Below are 17,466 nucleotides of genomic sequence, written 5' to 3'. Positions count from 1 at the left end.
AAGATTTGTTCCTCCTAGTTTAAACCTGAAATTTATATTTACTACTCTTCAGTAGTAGATGACCCATTTGTTCGATCAATGGCTTTTTCCACTTTTGCATCTTCTTGATCTTTTGCATTCTGATTTTGCCCAGAAATTGGATAAACCTTTTCTCCGTCTTTGGAGTAATAAAAACGGCTGCGAGCAAGCTTGGCTACATAATCTTCATCTTTTAGCAAAGCGACTTCCTTTTTCAATTGGTCGACATTTTTTGAAACAAGTTTATTGTCTGCAACTGCTTCTTGTTTAATCGCTTCTAATTTCACCAAACGTTGATGATCTGAAAAAAGCTGAAATCCTACAAAACCAAAGATCAAAAAGGTAATAGCTAAAAGTAACGTTAACCTGCGACGTTTAAAAACAACCTTACGATGTTGCTCTTGATATTTAGCAATTTGTTTTTTGACATATTCATTATCAAGCTGTTCAACATTTTGATTGCGGCCATTTATCACATCTGTCACGTCCCTTCTCTTACCTTGTGCAAATTGGATAATCCAAAATTAATTATAGCAACTTAAAGTAGGCTTGTCTAATGAATTTCTAGACATTTTCGTTTCTTATTTCGCTAATAATTTCATACATTTTGGCAGCATCCTCTTTTTTGGTCGATTCATGCAATTCCAATACTTTAATTTCTAAAGTTTTGTTTCCAAAACCAATTTTGACAAGATCGCCAACCTTAACCGTACTAGAAGATTTAGCTAATTTACCGTTCACTTGAATACGACCTTTATCCGCCACTTCTTTTGCGACTGAACGTCGCTTAATAATCCGTGAGATTTTCAAAAATTTATCTAAACGCATCTTTTCCCCTCATTTTCTTTCTTTATTATTTTTTAGTCGCAGCAACCTTTTTCCAAAAGGTAATAGCAACCATTCTCTTAATGTCAACAAATCAAATTTTATTGCAGCTTTCAAAAAAGTATACATACCAACTGCCACTGCTAAAATTGTAATTATCAAAGCACCAAATCGTGTTTGAAAGTTCCCAAAAAGTGCCACTAAAAAGTAAAACAACACTACTGAACCACTCATAACTAACAAACAGCTTATCATTTTTTTCAAAAAGAAACGCTCTTGCCAAAAGTTATTAATCGCTTGATCTTCTGCACGAATCAGGCGCCACAATGTCGCAGCTAATCCGAAAATAGTACCAAGACTTGCCCCCATAGTCCCCATAGTTCCTGTCAACAGCAGCGTCGTTACAAATTTCACTACAATTCCTACAATTGCAGCTCTTAACGCCGGACGAAAATGATTTTGACTTTGCGCCACAGCTTGGTAAGCTTGAATTACCGCCATCAAAAAGACAGAAAAAACAAATACTTGCAAAACATCATTACCGGCTTGATCTTTAAACAAAGCGTAGTTTAAAGACGGCATAACTAGTGCCAAACCAAAAGAGGCTGCCAACGAGATACTCGTGGTTAAACGCAGATAAATTTTGGCAGAACTCTGAAAAAGACGATTGTTTCGTGCTACTAAATATTTCGTTAACGCCGGTAAAAAAGTGGAACTCAAGGCAGCAGCAATTACTAATCCTAATTGTACCATGGGCTGTCCTCTATCATATACCCCTTTAGCAACTTGGGATGCCGTTTGCGTTAGCCCAAAGTTTTGTAGTTCATTTGCAATAACAAAAGAGTCGATAAGTTGAAATAAGATCAACAACCCAGCGTAAATGGATAACAAGCCACCTTCGATCACAAATCGGCGTAGCAATTTCTTATCCACTTTTCCAAAATGAAAATCTTTTACTAGGTTTAGACCGAAGCCACTAATTTTTTTTTGATAATAAACTAGCAATACCACTGCACACAAACCACCAAAAACAGCGCCACTCATAGCTGCCGTACCTGTTTGATAGACATCTAAAATACCAGCTTGAAACATGAAAGCTGCGACAATAATCACTCCTACACGTACAAACTGTTCTGCAACTTGTGAAACCGCACTTGGAACCATTTGCAATTGCCCCTGAAAATTACCGCGGTAAAAAGCTAAAAATGGCATTAATAAAAAAGTAAACGATACAATCATAATCAAAGGCGTCAACAACACGTTACCCATTAAAATTGCAATGATTCGTGCACCAAAAAAAGTCAGTCCCCATAATAAAAACCCACAATAAAACACGACTGGAATCAATTTTTGAATCGCATTTTTTTGTTCTTTCACGCTGCTGATTTCTGCAATATATTTGGAAATAAACTGGGGTAATCCGGATAAGGCTAACGTCATCGCTAAACCATAAATCGGATATACCTGTTGATACACGTAAAACCCTTTGTCTCCCACCAAATTTTGTAATGGCACGCGATAAATTGCACTTAGTACTTTGGCAATAAAAGAAGCAGCAGTCAGTACAAAAGCGCCCTGCATCATTTTTTGCATTTGATTCACTTTAGCTTTGGCACCATCTACCCGCATGTGTCTTCACCTCTCCATTTGCCAAAATTTTATTCTATGCCTTAGTTTGCCCTAAAATTTCATTTCAGAGCATCAAATTCATATTTCTTTACTGAAAATAAAGTAATTTTAAACTTTACTAATCTATTTTATCTTCAGTTACAATAGCATTTTTATATTTTTCTTCTCGCAATGCTTTAATAAATTCTTGTATTTCATGAAGCCAGACGGCCTGCGACATTTTAGGTACAATCGTTAACGTAATTGTCATTTTTTCATTATTAACTGCCATTGCTGCTTTCATTTTTGTTACAGACAAAGCTTCAAATAATTGTTCGACTGTATAAGTTTTAGTTCCCACTTTACTTAAAGTAACTTTGATTTGGTGATTCATCTTACGGATACTTTCTAGTAATGCTCGATCTCCATCCATTTTAATTTGTCCAATTGTCAATAAATGAGCTACTTCATCAGGATACTCTCCAAAACGATCCAATAAATCATCTTGCAACTCATCTAGTTGTTCTTCATTTTCCAATTCTCGAATACGTTTGTAAATTTCTATTTTTTGCCGTTCATCTATGATATAAGTACCTGGTAAATACGCATCAATACCTAAATCAATTTCCACTGAAGTTTTTTGACTTTGAATATTTTTTCCTTGTTTGCGGGCAACTGCTTCTTCTAACATTTGGGAATACATATCAAAACCAACTGCGTCAATGAACCCATGTTGCTGCGCACCTAATAGGTTCCCAGCACCACGAATAGATAAATCCCGCATCGCAATTTTAAAACCAGATCCAAGTTCCGTAAAATCTTTAATGGCCTGTAGTCGTTTCTCGCTCACTTCATTTAAAATCTTTTGTGGTTCATACATGAAATACGCATAGGCTACGCGGTTACTTCGACCCACACGACCTCTTAACTGATACAAAGTAGATAATCCCATATAATCTGCATTTTCCACAAACAATGTATTAACATTGGGAATATCCACACCGGTTTCAATAATCGTTGTGGTGACTAAAATGTCATACTGCCCTTCAATGAAGTCTAACAACGTATTCTCCAATTGGATTTCTGTCATTTGACCGTGGGCATAACCGATACGAGCTTCTGGTACTAAAGCTTGTAATTCATCAACTTTTTTCTCAATGGTTTCGACACGATTGTACAAATAGAAAACTTGTCCGTCACGAGCCAATTCTCGATGGATTGCTTCGCGAATGGCACCTGGATTTTTTTCCATTACATAGGTTTGAATAGGATACCGATTTTCCGGCGGTGTTTCAATTACAGATAAATCTCGCACACCAAGCATAGACATGTGTAACGTCCGAGGAATTGGCGTCGCTGTCAAAGTTAGGACATCCACTTGTGACCGAAGTTGTTTTAAACGTTCTTTATGCTTTACGCCAAAGCGTTGTTCTTCATCAATTACCAACAATCCCAAATCCGAAAACTTCACGTCTTGTGATAATAAGCGGTGGGTTCCTACCACGATATCCACTTGCCCTGTACGAATTTGTTCCAGCGTTTCCGCCTGTTGTTTTTTCGTCCGAAAACGACTGAGTAAGCCAATATTAACAGGAAAACCCTCAAAACGATCCAACATTGTTTCGTAATGCTGTTGTGCCAAAATTGTTGTTGGCACTAAAAAAGCAACTTGCTTACTTTCCTTAATAGATTTAAAAGCAGCCCGTAACGCGACTTCTGTTTTTCCAAACCCAACATCACCTACTAACAGCCGATCCATAGGTTTTGGTTTTTCCATATCGTGCTTAATTTCAGCCGCACTTCGAAGCTGGTCATCTGTTTCTGTATAGGGGAAAGCATCCTCAAATTGTTTTTGATAACCATCATCTGCCGCAAAGGCAAATCCTTTTTCTGCTTCTCTTTTGGCGTATAGCGCAATTAAGTCATCCGCAATATCTTCAATTTTACCAGAGACTTTTCGTTTTGTTTTACTCCACTCGCTACCACCGAGTTTATTAATTTTAGGCGTTTTAGATTCTGAAGCGACATATTTTTGAATTAAGTTTAGCTGGGTTACCGGAATAAATAATTTGTCATCATTTTGATATAAAATTGTGATGTAATCTTGATGGACACCGTCTACTTCCAATGTCTCCATACCGATATATTTCCCAATCCCGTGATTGGCGTGAACGACATAATCGCCAGGTTTTAACTCATTATAGCTTTTTAGCCGTTCCGCATTAGTAATCGTTTGGCGTCGTGCACGTTTTCGTTTTACTTTTTGAAAGATTTCTTTTTCTGTGACGACTACGAAGCGATCTTGTGGCATTTCAAAACCGCTTTGCAAATTTCCTACCACAATTTGGCTACGAGCGGTAATTAACGTATCGGCTTTAGTCACAGGAGCATAAATTTCATGGTCGCGGAAATTATGATCAAGTTTTTTTGCGCGCTCATCATCGGCAACTAAAAATATCACTGTCTGTTGCTGTTTTTCCCAACGATCTAATTCAGCTTTTAACAACCCCATTTGACTGAAAAATTGCTGCATAGGACGATATTGAAAGTTCCAAATTGCGCCAAAACGCAAATTTCCCATTCCCTTTTGAAACAGTGCAAAAAAGCTAGTCGTAAATGTTTCTTTCTGGAAAAACTGATGCACATCTACTCCAAATTTTTGCTCACTGAAAACACGTAGTTCACTGATTTTTTGAACTTGCCACTCTCCTTCTTCACGTTCGATTTCACGATTTGTTTCCATAATTCGCGGATAATCGTCTACCATTAAAAGGGTATCTTTGGCAAAATAGTCTACAATTGTCGTTGGCACCTCATAAAGAAAATCGAGATAAAAATTGATATTTTCTCCCGGTATGCCATTTAGCCATTCGTTTTGCACCTGACCAAAATATTCACTTAAAAATTCTTTATCCGTTTTTTCTTTGGTGACTGCTAAACGTTTTTCTAAAGCTGATTTTAAATTTTTTGCCCCCGTCTCTAACTCAGCAGCAGTAAAAACCAACTCACTTGTCGGACTGACTAAAACGTGATCAACATTTCCTAGTGAACGTTGTGTTTCCACGTCAAAATAGCGCATGGAATCAATTTCAACATCAAATAGTTCCACCCGCACGGGATATTCTGCATGTAAAGGATAAATATCAATGATGCTACCACGAATACTAAATTCACCGGGCTTTGCAATCATGCTCTCACGTTGATACCCCATCAACACCAATTGCGTTGGTAAAGTAGCCAAATCTAATTCATCACCAATTTGCCAATGCAATTGATAATTTCGCCATGTTTCAGGCGTGGGCAAGTACTTTCTCAAAGCCGCCACTGGCATAACGTAAATTCCCAATTCATTTTGCGCGATGGCATTTAAGGTTTGAACTCGTTCGGCTTTTGCTTCTGGGGAAGCGAAAGCCATTTCTGCTGATAAAACTTCATCTACCGGAAAAGCAAAAACTGCATCCGTTAAATTTCGTAAATCTTCTACTAATTGATTAGTGTAATACAAATTTGGGGTAATGACTAAAATTGACTTTTGCAATTTTTGTAAAGTACTGACTAATGCCAAAGTTTTGGCTGACCCAGCGAGGCCGGTTAATAACTGTCGCTTACTTTTTTTTGCTAATTGCTCTTGCCATTGACCGATTTGCGGCACTTTATCAAATAAACCAAGCAAATCCATTTTTTGCCTCCTAAATTAAGATGTTCAAAAGATTAGACTGTTCGTAGCAGTACGATAAAAAATTCCATAGTATTTACTTTTACTGAAAATACCTCTTTTACCTTATCTGAAAATGATTAAATCCTTTTGAACTCGATTCTATTTTATTAAGCTGTCTGAGATAACCTAGGAACTACTAGATAAAAAATAAGACATACTATCTTAACTGATAATAAACGAATGAACTTTCTGACTGCAGGGTCTAGATGATACAATTTATTCATTAAAAATTTCTGAATCTTAAAGTATCACAACAATTTCCTTACATTTTCATTAATTAAATTTGTTCATCGTATTGATAAAATCATCTGTTTTAAAATACTCTTCCAACGCACTTACCGCTTCATCAATGCTCGTTTCAATCATCGGCAAATCAGCTTGTGAAAAAGGACTTAGTACATGGTTAACAACTGTCATATTTTGTGTTGGTCTACCAATACCTATCTTAATCCGATCGAAAACTTGACTCCCTTTCAAATGTGAAATAATACTCTTAATACCATTGTGCCCGCCAGCGCCACCTTTTTGTCGCAAGCGAATCTTCCCAATTGCTAAATCTAAATCATCATAAACTACAATCAATTCTTCTGGCAAAACACCCAAATAAGTCATCAAAGGACCTACAGCCCGCCCAGAGTCATTCATAAAAGTTTGAGGTTTAACTAAAATAATTTTTTCCCCATTTAAAAAAAATTCACCTTGTTCGGCTTCAAAGTTGTTGCGTTTAAAGACAACGTTGTACTTTTGCGCTAGACGATCAATCGTCATAAAGCCGATATTATGTTTGGTTTTTGCATATTTCAACCCGGGATTTCCCAGGCCAACAATCATCTTCATCTATATTCCTCATTTCACTTTAACTAAACCACGCCAAAAGGCCAGGCGATAAATTATCCCCTAGTCTGCTTTTGCAATGAAGTTGCATCATGCTCACTATTTCGTTAATAGCACATTAATTAAAAAATTTTTTTAAACTGTGTTGCCTTAGTATTATAACACAAACTGATAGATTAGCTAAAATTTGCAAGCGCTCTTTAGCTTTTTTTAGAGATATTCTGCGTTAGAACCATTGTTCAAACTAAAACAAACTTTCATAAAAATGTAAGTGCTCACAAAAAGAAACAGCAGAAAAAACTGTATTATATCTAAGCGTATTGCATGACAAACGATTATGGAAATGATAGGATTGCTTGTGAAGGAAATAATCTGAGAAGGGATGAAACAAACATGACAGATGTAGAAAAAAGTGCTTTATCAAAAGACCACCAAAAGGTTATCTTAGTAGGTGACGGTGCTGTTGGTTCTAGTTATGCATTTGCACTTGTAACTCAAAATATCGCGCAAGAAGTTGGGATTGTCGATATTAACGTCAAAAAAACAGAAGGCGACGCATTGGATTTAACAGATGCCCTAGCTTGGACTTCTCCTAAGAAAATTTACTCAGCAACTTACGCAGATGCACATGATGCCGATTTAGTTGTCATTACGGCTGGCGCTCCTCAAAAACCAGGTGAAACTCGTTTGGACCTTGTTCATAAAAATTTAAAAATCAATCGCGATGTTGTTACACAAATCGTGGCTTCTGGCTTTAACGGTATTTTCTTAGTTGCCGCTAACCCAGTTGATATTTTAACTTATTCAACTTGGAAATTCTCAGGTTTTCCAAAAGAACGCGTTATCGGATCTGGTACTTCATTAGACTCTGCTCGTTTCCGCCAAAAAATTGCGGAATTAGTGAAGGTAGACGCACGTAATGTCCATGCATATATTTTAGGTGAACACGGCGATTCTGAATTTCCAGTTTGGTCACATGCAAATGTTGCCGGCTTACAAATTTACGAATGGATTAAAAACAACCCTGACGTCGATGAAGAAGCAATGGTTAACTTGTTCTTTAGCGTTCGTGACGCAGCTTATACTATCATTGACAAAAAGGGCGCAACTTTCTATGGTATCGCCACTGCCTTAGCACGTATTACCCGGGCTATCTTAAATGACGAAAATGCTGTCTTCCCATTATCTGTTTACTTGGAAGGTCAATATGGCTTAAACGATATTTATATCGGGGCCCCTGCTGTCATTAACGCCCAAGGTATTCAACAAGTTATCGAAATTCCATTAACCGACTCAGAACAAGATCGTATGAATGCTTCTGCTTCACAATTAAAAGATATTTTAGATGAAGCGTTCAAAAAATTAGAAGCAGAAGATGCTGCTAAATAATTTTTTAATAAAAAATATTTTTCATTTTACCTGTCGACGACTCTGTGGACAGGTTTTTTTCGTAAGCATTTTTTTAGCAATCTTTTTTAATACCCACCTTTAATCATTTCATTAAAGGTAGACTTAATGAAAATAAAAATTTTAAAATTTTATTGCCTTTTAAGCATAATCTTCGCTTTTTTCACAATCTATGCTATGATATTGTCGATATAAATTTTATTCCAAATCTAAGTGCTTTAAGGAGATATCTGATGACTAGAGCTTCTCGCCATAAAAAACATACTAAAGTGATTGTTGCTATTATTTTAACTTTATTTATCATTGCTGGTGGCGCATATGCCGCCCGAAGTTTCCACTATAGCGATCATTTTTTACCAAATACCAAAATTAACAATACCAACATTGCAAACTTAACGGTTAAGCAAGCCAACGCCAAATTAAAAGGTGCCGCAGATGAGCAAACTTTTGATATCCAAGACAACGGACAAAACTGGCAATCTATTAAGAAAGTCGATTTAGGCTTAAAAACAGATTACACGAAAGATTTAAAGCAAATAAAAGAAGCCCAGAACCGTTGGAAATGGGGCGTGGCGTATGTCTTTGCCGATAGTGATGATAAACTAGATGGCGTGGCTGTGGATCAAACACAGCTAAATAGTGCGATAAAAAATGTTGAGACAAAGCTAACAGAACTTAACAAAAATCGGACAAAAACAAAAGATGCCACTTTAGCAAAGGGTCCTGCTGGCTTTACAGTAACTCCTGAAGTAGAAGGGAACTCTATTGATGTGCAAGCGGTCGTAGCTGATGTAAAAAAAGCAGTTAGCAGCAACAAAGATAGCATCGAGTTAAACGATTATACAGAAAAACCAAAAGTTACTGCAAATGATCCAAAACTAAAAGAAGAATTAACCGCATTAAACAAAGTTGCTCAAATCCAAGCCAACTATTCCATTAATGGCGAACAATTTCAAATTCCAACTACAACTATCATGGATTGGTTGGAATATAAAGAAGGCAAAGTAAGCTTAAATAAAGATAAAGTTACGGGTTATGTTACTGAAATCGGACAACAATACAATACAAGTAGTAACCCTACTACTTTTAAAAGCACATTACGAGGTGACGTCACTGTTCCTGATGGGACATTGAGTTGGACGATCCAAACAGACCAAGAAGTCTCAGCATTAATGGAACAAATCATGAAGGGTGAAAATTTCACACGCTCTCCAATTGTTAAAGGAAGTGCTGGCGCGGATAAACCATTAGTTGGTAATACGTATATTGAGGTTGATTTACAAAATCAACACATGTGGTATTACAAAGATGGTGCAGTGGCACTTGAAACAGATATTGTTTCTGGAAAACCAAAATCTCCTACGCCACCAGGTGTCTTCTATGTTTGGGAAAAAGCACGAAATGAAACACTACGCGGTAAAAACGACGATGGTACAAAATACGCCAGTCCGGTAGATTATTGGATGCCAATTGATTGGACAGGTGTTGGAATTCACGATTCTGACTGGCAACCGGCATATGGTGGGGATTTATGGAAAACCCGCGGCTCCCATGGCTGTATTAATACACCGCCTGATGTCATGGCAAAATTATTTAACATGGTTGAAACCGGAACCCCGGTATTAGTCTTTTAATTAAAAAATAAGCCAACTTAGAAATTAATTTCTAAGTTGGCTTATTTTATTTTTGATGATAAACGGTCAGACCAAGTACACCAAATAATAGCAATGATACTAGCCAAATTGCTTTACCAGCAAAAAGATGGGCAGATAATGTACTTAATATTGCCCCTAAACAAAAAGAAAAAATGATTGTTGCCGTGTATTTGATTTTAAAACTAGCCGTTGGATCTTTTTTGAAAAAATGATGGTACGTATAATCAGCAATCGAACGCAAATTACCCGTTGTCATCGTCGTAGCATAAGGTAGCCCTGCTAAGCGCCGATATGTAGCAAATTGAATTGCTGCAAAAAAGGACAACGAAGAATTAATCAGCAAATTGTGGCCAGAATCCGAAAAAATCCCTACACAAAATATTCCTACTGCTTCAATAGCGACGGCTACATTTTGCCAGACAAAGCGTTTATGTTCAAACCGAAATTTCAGTACATCTGTAAAAAAAATTCCTAACAAAAAGATAAAAATGGGAAACAGATAGCCAATGATATGATCAAAATTTCCTTGCGCCAAATTTAAGCCCAATAAAATGACATTGCCTGACTGCATACTTGCAAAAACTTGACCATGAAATAAATACGTATAGGCGTCTAAAAAGCCGCCTGCCATCGCCAACATAACCCCCACAGGCAAACTTTCATGAATCGCAATACGCTCGTCGAGAAATTTGAATTTTGGTAATGGCATCTTTAATTTTCCAAACTAGTAAAGACTTCAGCAACATCATCATCGTCTTCTAATTTGTCTACTAGTTGTTCCAATTTAGCTTTTTGTTCGTCATCTAAAACAATCGTTGTTTGGGGTACCATCGTTAGTTCTGCTTGGGCCAAAGTAAAGCCATCTTTTTCTAATTGATCTCTAACTGCGGTAAAATCTTCGGGTGCTGTATATATTTCGAAAACTTCTGGTGCGGAGATTAAATCTTCTGCTCCAGCTTCCAAAACATCTTCAAACATTTTATCTTCATCCACCGCCAGACCTTCACGTTCAATAGCAATGTACCCTTTTCGTTCAAATAGATAGTTAACAGAGCCTGTCTCTCCTAAATTTCCACCATTGCGGGTAAAGGCTACTCGTACATTTGTTGCGGTTCGATTTCGATTGTCTGTTAGCGCATGAACTAAAATCGCTACCCCACCAGGACCGTAACCTTCGTATGTCACTTCATCATAATTGGCTTCATCAGCAGAGCTTGTCGCTTTTTTTATCGCACGCTCCACGTTATCATTTGGCATATTCGCAGCTTTAGCTTTATCCACCACTAAACGCAAAGCGGGATTCATCGCCACATCGCCACCACCAGATTTTGCTGCCATATAAATTTCCCGTGATAATTTTTGAAAAATTTTGCCGCGCTTCGCATCTTGCGCATTTTTACGTCCTTGGATATTATTCCACTTACTATGTCCTGACATCCTAATTCCTCCTCGTTGCACTTTTACCTAAACTATTTTAGGCTTACTTCTTTATTGTAGCCCTTTATACGCATTTTTCAAATCAGAGGGTGTAAGGAGCAGTCAAAAAAACAAACACCTAAAATTATTCCATTTTTTAGCTATGAGAGTCTTTTTTTCGTGATAAGCAGATAACAAAAAATAAGCACTGATGCTGTTAAGGCACCTGACATATCTAACACCACATCTTGAAAAAGCGGCGTTCTATCTCCTGTTAGTAGTTGATGAAATTCATCCAAAGCAGCGTATCCGGTCGCACTTAAAATTCCAAAAAAGCTACCCCACCAGAAATTTTTCAGTCGATAGTACAGTGCGAAACATAAACTCCCACCTAAGATAAAGTACGTTATAAAATGAGCGCCTTTACGAATGAAAAATTCTACAAAAGAAAAGTAACCTTTAGCTGCAATGCTAATCTCACTACCAGCATAATTAAAAGCAATTTGGCTAAAAGACTTTTTCAAAGGTTCATTTTTTAGCATCGTTTCTAATAGACCAATTTGTGATTGTTGATGATACGTTTGCGAAGAACTAATAAATAAAATGATCATCATTATAATGGCGATGCTTAAATATAAGTATGGATTTTTTAAATTTTGTTTCATCTAGTCTCCTCCAATACATTTTCCTATTTTATCATAAACCATTATGGAATTACGTCTTTCTTGATTTCTGGTTGGTTTTTGTGAAAGAATAATGCAGCTGATTTTTATTATAATTGTAAAATTCAAAGCTCTCAGAAGGTTCTGAATACTTTTCTTGTGCTATACTAAATAAGATTAAATTAATAGAAAGAAGTGTTGTAGATGTACGCATTAACATGGGATTTAGATAGTATTTTTCCAGGTGGAAGTCAATCAAAAGAACTTACTGCCCGGATGGAACTTTTAGAAGACCAATTAAAAGAATACCAAACCCGCGTCAAACAAAATGATATTACAACAAATTTAGCCGAACTTTTAAACTTACGAGAAAAAATTGCCAACGGATTTTCTCAATGCAGCTCATTTTTAAACGCCTTGATGTCTGCTGATGTGACAGATGTAGATGCTAAAATTCGTTATGGTAAGCTAACTTCGCTATCTCCTATTTTCCAATTAAGCGAAACAATTTTAGCCAAGAAATTTACTGAAATAAACGACAGTGATTGGGCGAAACTTTTAGAAAGCGACTCGTTAAAACCCGTTGCTTTTCGTTTAAGTGAAATTCGTCGCGATGGGAATGAATTGTTATCTGAAGAAGCAGAAAATATTATCAACACATTATCTTTGGATGGCTTGAACGCATGGAGCCAGCACTATGATACCCTGGTTGCCACCATTGAAATCCCCTTTACTGATAAAACGGGTAACGTACAAAAACTATCTGCCGGCCAAGCTTTTAACAAAATGATGGGCGATCCTGACAAAGAAGTCCGCGCTACCTTATTTGCCAATTGGGAGAAAGTCTGGCGGGAGAAAGCAGAGTTATTTGCCGATACATTGAATCACTTAGACGGTTTCCGTTTGTCTACTTATAAACTACACGGGGTAAGTGACTATTTAAAACAACCGTTAGAATACAATCGAATGTCCAAAGCCACACTTAACGCTATGTGGAGTACCATTCAAAAAAATAAACAGCCAATTGTGGACTTCCTAACTCGCAAAGCGCAATTGTTCGGTAAAGAAAAAATGGAATGGCAAGATCAAGATGCCCCTATTATTTTGGATGGCATGAAGGAACGAACTTTTAGCTATGATGAAGCCGCTGTATTTATCTTAGATAATTTCCGTAAATTTAGTCCTAAAATGGCGGACTTCGCTCAAATGGCTTTTGAAAAAAGTTGGATTGAGGCAGAAGACCGACCAGGAAAACGCCCTGGTGGCTACTGTACTGAATTACCAGAAACAAAAGAATCACGGATTTTCATGACCTATAGTAACTCCATTAATGAAGTTGCTACTTTAGCTCATGAATTAGGTCATGCCTTTCACAGCAGTGTATTATGGGATATTCCACGCTTGAATCAAGATTATGCTATGAATGTTGCTGAAACAGCAAGTACTTTTGCTGAATTAATTGTGGCAGATGCTACCTTAAAAGGAGCAACATCAAAAGCTGAAAAAATTAATTTATTAGATGCAAAAATGCAAAATGCAATTGCGATGTTTATGAACATTCATGCTCGTTTTATTTTCGAAAATAATTTTTACACAGCTCGCCAACAAGGTCTCGTTGCTCCAGAAAAAATTACTGAAATGATGCTAACTGCGCAAAAAGAAGCCTATGCAGATGGTTTGGCTGAATATCATCCTCATTTCTGGGCTGCAAAATTACATTTCTTCATTGATGATGTACCATTTTATAATTTCCCATATACTTTTGGTTATTTGTTTAGCATGGGAATTTACGCACAAGCAATGAAGAGTACAGGTAACTTTGAAGATCAATACATTGCATTACTACGTGATACTGCTGCAATGACCACAGAAGAATTGGCTCAAAAACATTTAAATGTTGATCTAACTAAACCAGATTTTTGGCAAGCAGGAATCGACATGGTCTTACAAGACATCCATGAATTTATGGCTTTGACGGAAGAATATGTGAAGTAAACTTTTCTCATCCCCTACAACACACGTCACAATTTGACGTGTGTTTTTTTTTGAGATATAAAAAAAAGCAGACCTTCAATCAAGTCTGCCTGTACAAAATTATTTTGTTAAATTAATTTTTTGACCAATCGTGTAAATAACAATTCCACCAATAGTCATAGATAATAATTCTCCTATTGCAATGTAGCCCCAATTCATCCAAAAAGGCATCTGGTATAAAATGGTTAACTGTCCCGCTACTGTAAACATTGAAAAGGCGAATAGTACAGCGGTAACAGCAATTTTAATGCGCATATCGGCAAAATTTTTACAAACTTTGCGGCAAATGACTAAAACAAAAAAGGTGCAAACACTTCCCACGATAACGTCGATGATGCCGTTAGGAGAAGCGATATTGGCGAGTGCACAACCAATCGTCACCGACCACACATAGCGCTTGTTATACAAGGCTAAAAAGTTGAACATTTCTGCTACGCGCAATTGAACTTGTCCAAAACTAAACGGCGCTAAAAAAACGGTAACTACTACGTAGAGTGCAGCAACGACTGCCATCTTGGCAATTTCGTCTGTCGTAAAATGAATTGAACCTATTTTTTTGATTTGATTGTCCATTTTATTCTCTCCTTTGCAAGGTATCTTACCTTGGTAATAAGCTGCACCCAAAGGATTGAAGTGGTGCAGTGGGATTTTTTCCCCGCTATCAACTATAAGCAACTCTCTTCAACAATGCAAGGCTTTTTTGCTTTACAGTTTTATTTCAAAAGCCAACCACCATCAATTGGTATAATATTCCCTTGCATATATCTCGCTTTGTCACTGGCTAAAAACAGCGTCAAATCTGCAACTTCTACTGCTTGTGCCCAACGTTTAACAGGGGTTTCATCAGCTACCCAAGCTGCCATTTCTCCTGTACCGGCAAAATCAGCCGCATTCATTGGCGTTTGAATGGCTCCAGGAGCAATTCCGACTACATGAATTTTTTCAGCATAATCCAATGCCAATTGTTTAGTAAAACCCGCAATAGCGTGTTTACTAACAGTGTAACTAATTCCGCCTCCACCTGCTACTAAACTAGCAATTGAACACATATTAATGACCGTACCTTTTGTTTTAATCAACGTTGGCAAAACAGCCTTGGTAAGGTAATATATGCTGTTCAAATTAGTAGTTAAAATCTCTTGCCATAAATTATCATCTGTTTCAAGTAACGGCTTATAGTCATCTAACTTACCAGCCGTATTCAGCAAAATATCGACTTGCCCAAAATGAGATAAACAAACTTCTACAGCTTTAAGACACGTTTCTTTTTTTGACACATCCCCACTAAAACCCTTGAAATGATCTCCATATTTTGAAAAAAACGGCAAAAAATCTTTTTGTATATCTACACCAAAAACTTTTGCACCGGCTTCTAAAAAGGCTATAGCTTGTGCGTGCCCAATACCAGAAGCAGCTCCTGTCACAAAAACTACGCGATTCAAAAATTCATTTTTATTTAAATCAGTCATTCAACAATTTCCCAATCATTCGCCAAAATATCACAAACAGTCGGTGCAAAGCTAGAAAATCCTTCATCAGCGGTCTTAATAAGAAAATAAGGAGTAACTGGTGCACCATCATACATTTCTTTTTCCACCAAGGTCACGTATAACTCAAAACCACTCCAACCTTTACGTATAATCTTTTCACCTTTTTTTAAATGCGGTAAAATTTCTTCAAATGTCATATTGCTCTCTCCTTAAACAGATACTCTCAAAACACAACTAAAAATCAGTCATCGAAAAAATAAGAGGACATCATTTTTACCCCCTCTTATCTTTTTAAAAATAAGTCTTCTCGTTTTGAGAATTCAATTTTATTATTGCTACAAAATCATGTTTACTTTATCACGCTTTTAGCAACTTGACTATACTAAAAAACACGACCTTCCAGGGAAAGTCGTGTCCAAATATTATAAATTACATCCGAACTGCAAATTGTGGTGCAAAGTAAGAGACAGAACTGATTGTAACAGATTGGCCAGGTTGTGGCGCATGAATATATTGTCCTCCACCCATTGCAATTGCTACGTGGTGAGAGCTACCTGGTGAACCCCAGAAGTATAAGTCACCTGGTTGCGCTTGGCTTACAGGAATAATAGTACCAGCAGATTCTTGTGCTACTGTGTACGTACCAATGTTACGCCCAGCTGCATGTAAGTAAACATACCCTACAAAACCTGAACAGTCAAAACCTGAAGGATCTTTACCGCCCCAAACATATGGCACACCAATAAATTGTTGTGCATAGCCAATTACGCCGCCACCTGAAGGAGCAGGGATACTTGGTTTTGGAATTTCTGGTTTTGGTGTTTCTTGAGAAGAACCACCATCATTATCACCGGCTGTCCCTGTATTGCCAGTAGTTGAGCCTGTATTTCCAGTATTTGAATTATTAGAAGAACCTGTTGAAGATTCATTTGTCACAGGCGCTGAATTAGTTGAACTTGATTCTTCTGTTACTGTATTATTTGTACTTTCTGAAACAGCAGCTTGTGTCGCTTGTTCTTGCGCTTGTTTACGAGCAGCTTCTGCTTGTTTTTCTTGTTCGCGAATACGAGCTTGTTCTGCTTCTGCTTCTTGTTTTTGTTTTTGCAAGCTAGCTTTTTGACCTTCAGCAGTATTTTGTTGTAACGCAAGATCAGCTTTCATAGCATTTAAATCAGCTTGCTTGCCTTGAACATCTGCTTTTTGGTTTTCAAGTTCTGCTTGGTTTGCTTGGATTTGAGCCAATTTTTTGTCGTTTTCAGCTTTTTTATCTTCAACGGCTTTTTTATCAGCTTTTTGTTGTTTTACCAAATCGTTGTTGGCTTTAACAATTGTTGTCATCGCTTGAACACGACCGATTGCATCTGTTAAAGAATCAGATTCTACAACAGCGTCAATAAAGTTTGTACTTTGTCCATTTACTTGAACATCGCGGGCTTGCTTTTTAATTGCATCTTCCCGTTTCGCAATACGAACTTTTAAGTCCGCAATTTCTTTTTGTAATTTTTGTGTATCTTTATTTAATTTTACTTGCTCATTTACTAAAGCTTCTGCTTTAGCGGTAATGGCAGCAACTTCGCTTTCAAGAGCATCAATTTGCGCTTGAGCACTTGCTTGTTTACCTTGTAAGTCGTTAATTACTTTATCTTGATTTTCAATTTTTTGATCGATAGTATCTGCCGCGGCTACACTGGGAGCTGCAACTGCTGTAAGTGTTAATGAGCAAACTAACAATGCTGATAACAAACTCTTCTTCACTCTTCATTCCTCCGACTGGCTAACTTTGAATTTTTTCTTAACGA

15 protein-coding genes are annotated in these 17,466 nt (G+C 37.1%); 3 read left to right on the top strand and 12 right to left on the bottom strand.

Annotated features, from left to right (window positions below; genetic code table 11):
- Positions 1–41: 41 nt before the first annotated feature.
- The 5 genes from EsVE80_RS01275 to pth all read right to left on the bottom strand — a co-directional run bounded on the left by EsVE80_RS01275 (position 42) and on the right by pth (position 7,006).
- Entirely contained in the window at positions 42–503 is a 462-nt protein-coding gene (locus EsVE80_RS01275) for an FtsB family cell division protein (protein WP_232061240.1), read from the bottom strand.
- 79 nt (positions 504–582) lie between these two features.
- Positions 583–846 carry an RNA-binding S4 domain-containing protein gene (locus tag EsVE80_RS01270; protein ID WP_173102121.1) on the bottom strand — a complete coding sequence of 88 codons (264 nt, stop codon included), beginning with the start codon at positions 844–846 and terminating at the stop codon, positions 583–585.
- Positions 847–855: 9 nt separating this feature from the next.
- A complete protein-coding gene (locus tag EsVE80_RS01265; protein ID WP_173104097.1) occupies positions 856–2,424 on the bottom strand; it encodes a putative polysaccharide biosynthesis protein in 1,569 nt (522 codons plus the stop codon).
- 166 nt (positions 2,425–2,590) lie between these two features.
- Positions 2,591–6,130 carry a transcription-repair coupling factor gene (gene mfd, locus EsVE80_RS01260; RefSeq protein WP_173102120.1) on the bottom strand — a complete coding sequence of 1,180 codons (3,540 nt, stop codon included), beginning with the start codon at positions 6,128–6,130 and terminating at the stop codon, positions 2,591–2,593.
- Between the two features lie 312 nt (positions 6,131–6,442).
- The gene (gene pth / locus EsVE80_RS01255) at positions 6,443–7,006 is read right to left on the bottom strand and encodes an aminoacyl-tRNA hydrolase (protein ID WP_173102119.1); all 564 of its coding nucleotides are present in this window, start codon (positions 7,004–7,006) and stop codon (positions 6,443–6,445) included.
- Between the two features lie 390 nt (positions 7,007–7,396).
- Here pth and EsVE80_RS01250 point away from each other — a divergent pair, with 390 nt between their 5' ends.
- Positions 7,397–8,392: an L-lactate dehydrogenase gene (locus EsVE80_RS01250; RefSeq protein ID WP_173102118.1), complete on the top strand. Its 996-nt coding sequence runs from the start codon at positions 7,397–7,399 to the stop codon at positions 8,390–8,392.
- A gap of 251 nt (positions 8,393–8,643) precedes the next feature.
- Positions 8,644–10,044: a L,D-transpeptidase family protein gene (locus EsVE80_RS01245; protein ID WP_173102117.1), complete on the top strand. Its 1,401-nt coding sequence runs from the start codon at positions 8,644–8,646 to the stop codon at positions 10,042–10,044.
- 46 nt (positions 10,045–10,090) lie between these two features.
- Here the strand turns inward: EsVE80_RS01245 and EsVE80_RS01240 are convergent, their stop codons facing one another.
- From EsVE80_RS01240 to EsVE80_RS01230, 3 genes are all read right to left on the bottom strand, one after another.
- On the bottom strand, positions 10,091–10,774 hold the full coding sequence (locus EsVE80_RS01240; RefSeq protein ID WP_173102116.1) for a YoaK family protein: 684 nt from the start codon (positions 10,772–10,774) through the stop codon (positions 10,091–10,093).
- A gap of 2 nt (positions 10,775–10,776) precedes the next feature.
- Positions 10,777–11,502 carry a YebC/PmpR family DNA-binding transcriptional regulator gene (locus EsVE80_RS01235; protein WP_173102115.1) on the bottom strand — a complete coding sequence of 242 codons (726 nt, stop codon included), beginning with the start codon at positions 11,500–11,502 and terminating at the stop codon, positions 10,777–10,779.
- Between the two features lie 140 nt (positions 11,503–11,642).
- On the bottom strand, positions 11,643–12,146 hold the full coding sequence (locus tag EsVE80_RS01230; RefSeq protein ID WP_173102114.1) for a VanZ family protein: 504 nt from the start codon (positions 12,144–12,146) through the stop codon (positions 11,643–11,645).
- 201 nt (positions 12,147–12,347) lie between these two features.
- Between EsVE80_RS01230 and EsVE80_RS01225 the strand changes: the two genes are divergently transcribed.
- On the top strand, positions 12,348–14,138 hold the full coding sequence (locus EsVE80_RS01225; protein ID WP_173102113.1) for a M3 family oligoendopeptidase: 1,791 nt from the start codon (positions 12,348–12,350) through the stop codon (positions 14,136–14,138).
- A 99-nt stretch (positions 14,139–14,237) separates the two neighbouring features.
- Here EsVE80_RS01225 and EsVE80_RS01220 read toward each other — a convergent pair whose 3' ends face one another.
- The 4 genes from EsVE80_RS01220 to EsVE80_RS01205 form a co-directional block, all read right to left on the bottom strand.
- On the bottom strand, positions 14,238–14,750 hold the full coding sequence (locus EsVE80_RS01220) for a QueT transporter family protein (protein WP_173102112.1): 513 nt from the start codon (positions 14,748–14,750) through the stop codon (positions 14,238–14,240).
- 140 nt (positions 14,751–14,890) lie between these two features.
- A complete protein-coding gene (locus EsVE80_RS01215; RefSeq protein ID WP_173102111.1) occupies positions 14,891–15,646 on the bottom strand; it encodes a 3-oxoacyl-ACP reductase in 756 nt (251 codons plus the stop codon).
- Entirely contained in the window at positions 15,643–15,864 is a 222-nt protein-coding gene (locus EsVE80_RS01210) for a DUF2829 domain-containing protein (protein ID WP_173102110.1), read from the bottom strand. The genes EsVE80_RS01215 and EsVE80_RS01210 overlap by 4 nt, the downstream gene beginning before the upstream one ends.
- Positions 15,865–16,096: 232 nt before the next feature.
- The gene (locus EsVE80_RS01205) at positions 16,097–17,422 is read right to left on the bottom strand and encodes a C40 family peptidase (protein ID WP_173102109.1); all 1,326 of its coding nucleotides are present in this window, start codon (positions 17,420–17,422) and stop codon (positions 16,097–16,099) included.
- Between the last annotated feature and the right edge of the window lie 44 nt (positions 17,423–17,466).

Source organism: Enterococcus saigonensis (assembly GCF_011397115.1).
GTDB lineage: Bacteria > Bacillota > Bacilli > Lactobacillales > Enterococcaceae > Enterococcus_C > Enterococcus_C saigonensis.
The sequence above is the reverse complement of the archived record's forward strand: the minus strand, read 5'-3'. Positions and strand labels throughout refer to the sequence as shown.

What these genes read in the sequence shown, in the direction of transcription:
- EsVE80_RS01240 (WP_173102116.1), bottom strand. Translation starts at nt 10,774, where the DNA reads ATGCCATTACCAAAATTCAAATTTCTCGACGAGCGTATTGCGATTCAT.
- EsVE80_RS01225 (WP_173102113.1), top strand. Translation starts at nt 12,348, where the DNA reads ATGTACGCATTAACATGGGATTTAGATAGTATTTTTCCAGGTGGAAGT.
- EsVE80_RS01210 (WP_173102110.1), bottom strand. Translation starts at nt 15,864, where the DNA reads ATGACATTTGAAGAAATTTTACCGCATTTAAAAAAAGGTGAAAAGATT.
- EsVE80_RS01245 (WP_173102117.1), top strand. Translation starts at nt 8,644, where the DNA reads ATGACTAGAGCTTCTCGCCATAAAAAACATACTAAAGTGATTGTTGCT.
- EsVE80_RS01250 (WP_173102118.1), top strand. Translation starts at nt 7,397, where the DNA reads ATGACAGATGTAGAAAAAAGTGCTTTATCAAAAGACCACCAAAAGGTT.
- EsVE80_RS01265 (WP_173104097.1), bottom strand. Translation starts at nt 2,424, where the DNA reads ATGCAGGGCGCTTTTGTACTGACTGCTGCTTCTTTTATTGCCAAAGTA.
- mfd (WP_173102120.1), bottom strand. Translation starts at nt 6,130, where the DNA reads ATGGATTTGCTTGGTTTATTTGATAAAGTGCCGCAAATCGGTCAATGG.
- EsVE80_RS01220 (WP_173102112.1), bottom strand. Translation starts at nt 14,750, where the DNA reads ATGGACAATCAAATCAAAAAAATAGGTTCAATTCATTTTACGACAGAC.
- pth (WP_173102119.1), bottom strand. Translation starts at nt 7,006, where the DNA reads ATGAAGATGATTGTTGGCCTGGGAAATCCCGGGTTGAAATATGCAAAA.
- EsVE80_RS01230 (WP_173102114.1), bottom strand. Translation starts at nt 12,146, where the DNA reads ATGAAACAAAATTTAAAAAATCCATACTTATATTTAAGCATCGCCATT.
- EsVE80_RS01235 (WP_173102115.1), bottom strand. Translation starts at nt 11,502, where the DNA reads ATGTCAGGACATAGTAAGTGGAATAATATCCAAGGACGTAAAAATGCG.
- EsVE80_RS01270 (WP_173102121.1), bottom strand. Translation starts at nt 846, where the DNA reads ATGCGTTTAGATAAATTTTTGAAAATCTCACGGATTATTAAGCGACGT.
- EsVE80_RS01215 (WP_173102111.1), bottom strand. Translation starts at nt 15,646, where the DNA reads ATGACTGATTTAAATAAAAATGAATTTTTGAATCGCGTAGTTTTTGTG.